Annotated in this window: 4 protein-coding genes; 2 read left to right on the top strand and 2 right to left on the bottom strand. The window is 61.0% G+C overall.

The window, feature by feature from the left end; all coding sequences use genetic code 11:
- Nucleotides 1-257, bottom strand: a 257-nt coding sequence (locus ACFFAR_RS25365) for a nitroreductase family protein (protein WP_375508676.1), incomplete at its 3' end; no start/stop codon positions are given.
- A gap of 414 nt (nucleotides 258-671) precedes the next feature.
- Complete coding sequence (locus ACFFAR_RS25360; protein WP_174364618.1) at nucleotides 672-3,023, bottom strand: EAL domain-containing protein; 2,352 nt, start codon at nucleotides 3,021-3,023, stop codon at nucleotides 672-674.
- A gap of 411 nt (nucleotides 3,024-3,434) precedes the next feature.
- Here ACFFAR_RS25360 and phnC point away from each other — a divergent pair, with 411 nt between their 5' ends.
- Both phnC and ACFFAR_RS25350 read left to right on the top strand, forming a co-directional pair.
- Nucleotides 3,435-4,328 carry a phosphonate ABC transporter ATP-binding protein gene (gene phnC / locus ACFFAR_RS25355; protein WP_062170781.1) on the top strand — a complete coding sequence of 298 codons (894 nt, stop codon included), beginning with the start codon at nucleotides 3,435-3,437 and terminating at the stop codon, nucleotides 4,326-4,328.
- Nucleotides 4,329-4,368: 40 nt separating this feature from the next.
- Nucleotides 4,369-4,613, top strand: a 245-nt coding sequence (locus tag ACFFAR_RS25350; protein WP_375508675.1) for a PhnD/SsuA/transferrin family substrate-binding protein, incomplete at its 3' end; no start/stop codon positions are given.

Genomic DNA, 4,613 nt, shown 5'->3' with positions numbered 1-4,613 from the left:
ACGGCGGTGGCGCGCCGCTCGGTCTCCACGATGTCATGCAATGCGACGCGCAGGTTCTGGTCCGTAACCCTGACGAAGCGCCAGGGCTGCATGAAACCGACGCTCGGCGCATGGTGCGCGGCGTCGATCAAGCGCGCCATTTGATCGCCGTCGACGGGGGCATCCGTGAAATGCCGCATGTCGCGGCGTTCGTGGATCGCGCGATAAACCCCTGCAATTTCAGGGTCGGAAAAGCGCTTTGCGGTCGAGTCGGTCATTGCATCCATGCATTCAAAAACAGCGATCGCGCTGAAATAACACGCGCGCCGAAGCCGCTGGTGGCCGTAACCATGTGGTCTGCGGGTAAATCCCCGTAAGGCGGGCGGCCATTATCCAAGCCATCGATAGCTTATTCCCGTCACGATACACGGAGAATACAGCCCCGCGGCAACGGCCGTGCCGCTCGAAGAGCAGAGCCGGCAGTTCAACGATGCGGTGGCGCTGTTCAGGTCGACGGGCGATGTGCATACGCCGGGATACTTGCACACCGCGGCGTGAAAATCGCTTTTCTTTGCTTCGTTTCCGAAGTGACCGAAGGAGTTGGACAGACGGCAGCAATAACCTTTGTCAGACCACTGTATGGCTGTTGTTTAAACGCGGCGGCCGCTGTGCCACAAGTAGCCCGGCGGCCATCATTCCCCCGCCGGCCACGCGAGATGCGGCGACGTCCAGTCGAGTTCGCTGCCAACGACCATCACCTCGCCGTCGCGCTGCACGGCCATTGTCACGCCGACCGAAGCGCGTCCGCTGGTGAGCGACAGATACGGCTGGCAGAACACTGCCGTCCCCATGTTCGCTACCGCCTTCCAGTAATACGGCCGATGATCCCAGCGCGCTGATTGCGTCGAGCGCAGCGGGCCGAGCCTGAAATCACCGCCGGGGCCGGCCTGTCCCACAAACTCCTGTCCCACGATCCGCCCCGTGTGATCGAGCACGAAGCAGCGCCGGCAAAGCGCGAAGGCGGTCATCGGCGCGATGGCTTCATGGACTTGCGCACCGTCCGATAACGCCGCCGCCGCGGCTCTCACCATCGCAAGGTAAGGCGACAGTTGCGCTTCAAACCGGCTCGCGCGCGCGGTCCGCCCTTCGGCGATCACATCGAACGCATGATCGATGCGCCGCATCACCGCGTCCGCCGCCGGTATGTTCGCACTCGGCCTGCCCAGCAAGAACCCCTGCGCGAAGTCGACGTTGGATTCGACCGCAAGCACGAGCTCTTCGGTCGTCTCGATCCCTTCGACGACCACGAGCATATCCGCGCGATGCAGCAGCGACACAATGGTCGATAACAACGGCTGCTCCGACGCGCGGCTCTTCGCGCGAATCAGCTCGCCGTCGAGCTTCACGAAGTCGGGCTGGATGCGCAGCAGGCGGTCGAGGTTCGAATGGCCGGCGCCGAAGTCATCGACGGCAATCAAAAATCCGCATCCACGATACCGCCACGCGGCCAGCGCCAGCTCTTCCGCGCTCACGCCTTCCGACTCCAGTATCTCGAGCACGATGCTGCCCGGATTGAGCCCCGCTGCGCTCGCCATGTTCGCAAGCGTCTGCTCGTAGCCCGCCTGAATGAACGTGGATGGCGCGACGTTCAGGAACAGCCACGTGTCCTGCGGCAAGCGCTTGCGCGCATTGTTGAAGTGCAGATGATGCGTGAGCGAATCGAGCTCGATGACATCGGGGTTCGACTGCGGCGCGAACAACAACTCGGGCTGAACCGGCTGGCCCTCGTGATCGCGTCCGCGCAACAGCACTTCGAAGCCCACTTGCTTCTGGTGCGAGAGACTGTAGAGCGGCTGGAAGTGCGTGGAAAGTTGGAAAGGTCCCCAGTGCCTGACGGAATCGGCGTCGGGAGTTGCATCGGCTTTTGCATCGATATCTTCGTCAATGGCGGTCGCCCGCACGCGCGCAACGCTGCTCACCCGCTCCACGAACACACGATTGCGGCCTGCATGTTTCGCACGCAACAATGCTTCATCTGCGCGGTCGAGAAGCGCGATAGCAGTCTCATGTTCTCGCCGATGGGCCACGCCAAAACTCGCCGTCAGGAAACCATCGGGCCGCAGGATTCCTGCGATGCGGATGCGCAAGGAGTCTGCAAGCTCGGTAGCCTGATGCGTTCCGGCGGTCGGAACCAGTACCGCGAATTCCTCGCCGCCCAGCCGGCCGGCGATTGCCTCGGGGGGTATCGCCCCTTTGATGACCTGCGTGACCTGCAGCAGGGCATCGTCGCCGCGTGCGTGGCCGTATTGATCGTTAAGTGACTTGAAACGGTCGACGTCCAGGAAGATCGCGCTGACGATCTCATCGCCGCTGCGTGGCGCGCTCAGCATCTGCCCGGCTTGTTCGAGGAACGCGCGGCGGTTGAGCAATTGCGTGAGGGGATCGGTGGCGGCGAGCGCAATGAGCTTCTCTTCCAGCAAAAAGTGATTGAGCCGGAACCAATAGAAGCCGAAATGGAACGTGGTCGCGGTCGGAATGCCGATGGCGACCCACATTGCGCACAGCACCCAGTCGTCGTGCGTGAAAGGTACGGAAAATACGAACGGGATGCCCGCTATATAGAACGCAGTCGTGCCGAGCACGAAATGCCGCGGCGTGAGCCACAGCGGCGCGGCGCAAATGGGCACGACCATGCCGGCGGGCAGCATCCAGTAAAGCGGCTGCTCTACGCCCGTCACGTTCATCATCACGCCGATCTGCAGCACGACCACATACGCCGCCCCGATCATGCCGAACACGAAAGTGGAGGTCGCACGGGGAATGGCGGCCACGAGTAGCGACAACGCGAGCGCGCACATCAGGCGTGGCCAAAGCGGCAATTCGATGCCCGTCACGTGTGCGCGCGCGATCACGAAGATCACGAAGGCCACGACGGTGAAGGCCATGGTGACCGTGGAAAGCGGCTTCTGCAGTTCCATCGAACGTCGATGAAAACTCAGGCGTACCGCAGGCGTAACCGGCGGCGGAAGGAGAGATGTAAGCATGTCGTCGGATCGTTTTGTGGCAGTCTCATTCACGCAAGTGAAGGCTGTCGGCTCTGTTGTTACTGTTACTGCTGTGTCCAGGCCGAATCTATGAACCCCCGAATCGGGAAATTCAGGTTCAAAATTTCATCAGACGAAACGTGATTGTCTTACGACACGCCGGCCGGCTCAAGATAAATGTTGAGCTATCCAGATATCAAAACGCTTGCCGAGCGTCAGTGTGACCGATTTCCCTCCGCGACCGAATTCAGATTTTTTTAATAAACATTGAAGTCCAGTGCGCTGCCGACCGTGTTCTTCTGCCTCAGTTGTGTATTCATCTAGACGACTTGCAAGCGTCACCGCGTCGTCATGTTGCCTTCCTAGAATCCCTACGACGCTGCAATTCTCCGGCGTCATAGTGAGGACATCATGGATGCAATCCGGATCGAACGTTTGTGCAAGACGTTCAACAATGGCCGCAAGGCACTCGACTCCATTGACCTGAAAGTGGTCGAGGGCGAAATGGTTGCGCTGATCGGCGCATCCGGTTCAGGCAAGTCCACGTTGCTGCGGCACATTGCGGGATTCACGGCTTCCGACCCCGCACCGTCGCATGTGACGCTGCTCGGGCGCCCGATTCAGGAGAATGGCAAGGTGGCGCGCGAAGTCCGCCGGATTCGTCGCGACGTCGCATTCGTGTTCCAGCAATTTAATCTCGTCGGGCGTCTCACCGTGCGCACCAATGTATTGATTGGGGCGTTGTCGCGCGTGCCGCTGTGGCGGCGTTTGATCGGCCGGTTTCCGCGCAACGAGCACGAGCTTGCAATGGCATCGCTTTCCGCAATGGGCATTGGCGACCACATCAACGAGCGCGCCAGCACCTTGTCCGGTGGCCAGCAGCAACGCGCTGCGCTCGCACGCGCGCTGGTTCAGCGGGCCCGCATCGTCCTTGCCGATGAACCCATCGCATCGCTCGATCCCGAGTCCTCCCGCCGCGTGATGGAGTTGCTTCAGTCGCTCAACGAAGACCATGGCCTGACGGTAGTCGTGTCGCTCCATCAGATCGATATCGCAATGAAGTACTGCGCAAGAACGGTCGCGCTGCGCAACGGCTGCGTGGTGTACGACGGTCCGTCCGCGAGCCTGACCCCCGCCTTGTTGCGCGAACTGTATGGCGCAGCGGCGGAAGAATTACTGACCGATGCCGACACCGAAACCGACGCCGCCCAGCGCGAGCCGGTTCGACAAACGGAGCGCGCGACAGCGCGTCCGGAAGGTGCATCCGCACGATCCGCGGCATTTGCATCGGCCGCGAGCTCCTGACCCGACAACTTTTGTTTTTTTCCAAACCTGGACCCATTCGATGAAATCAGCCCGTTTCCTTCTGGCCGGCGCGATGCTCGCTGCATGTCTCGTCTCGCAGGCAGCGCTTGCCGAGACGATCAACTTCGGCATCATCTCGACCGATAATTCATCCGCGCTCAGGCAGCGCTGGCAACCGCTGATCGACGATCTCAACAAGCAGACCGGCCTAGAAGTGAAGCCATTCTTCGCGACGGACTATGCCGGCATTATCGAAGGCATGCGTTTCAATAAGGTGCAGATCGG

The sequence above is a fragment of the uncultured Caballeronia sp. genome (assembly GCF_964243625.1).
Taxonomy (GTDB): domain Bacteria; phylum Pseudomonadota; class Gammaproteobacteria; order Burkholderiales; family Burkholderiaceae; genus Caballeronia.
This window is presented reverse-complemented; position numbering and strand designations above follow the sequence as displayed.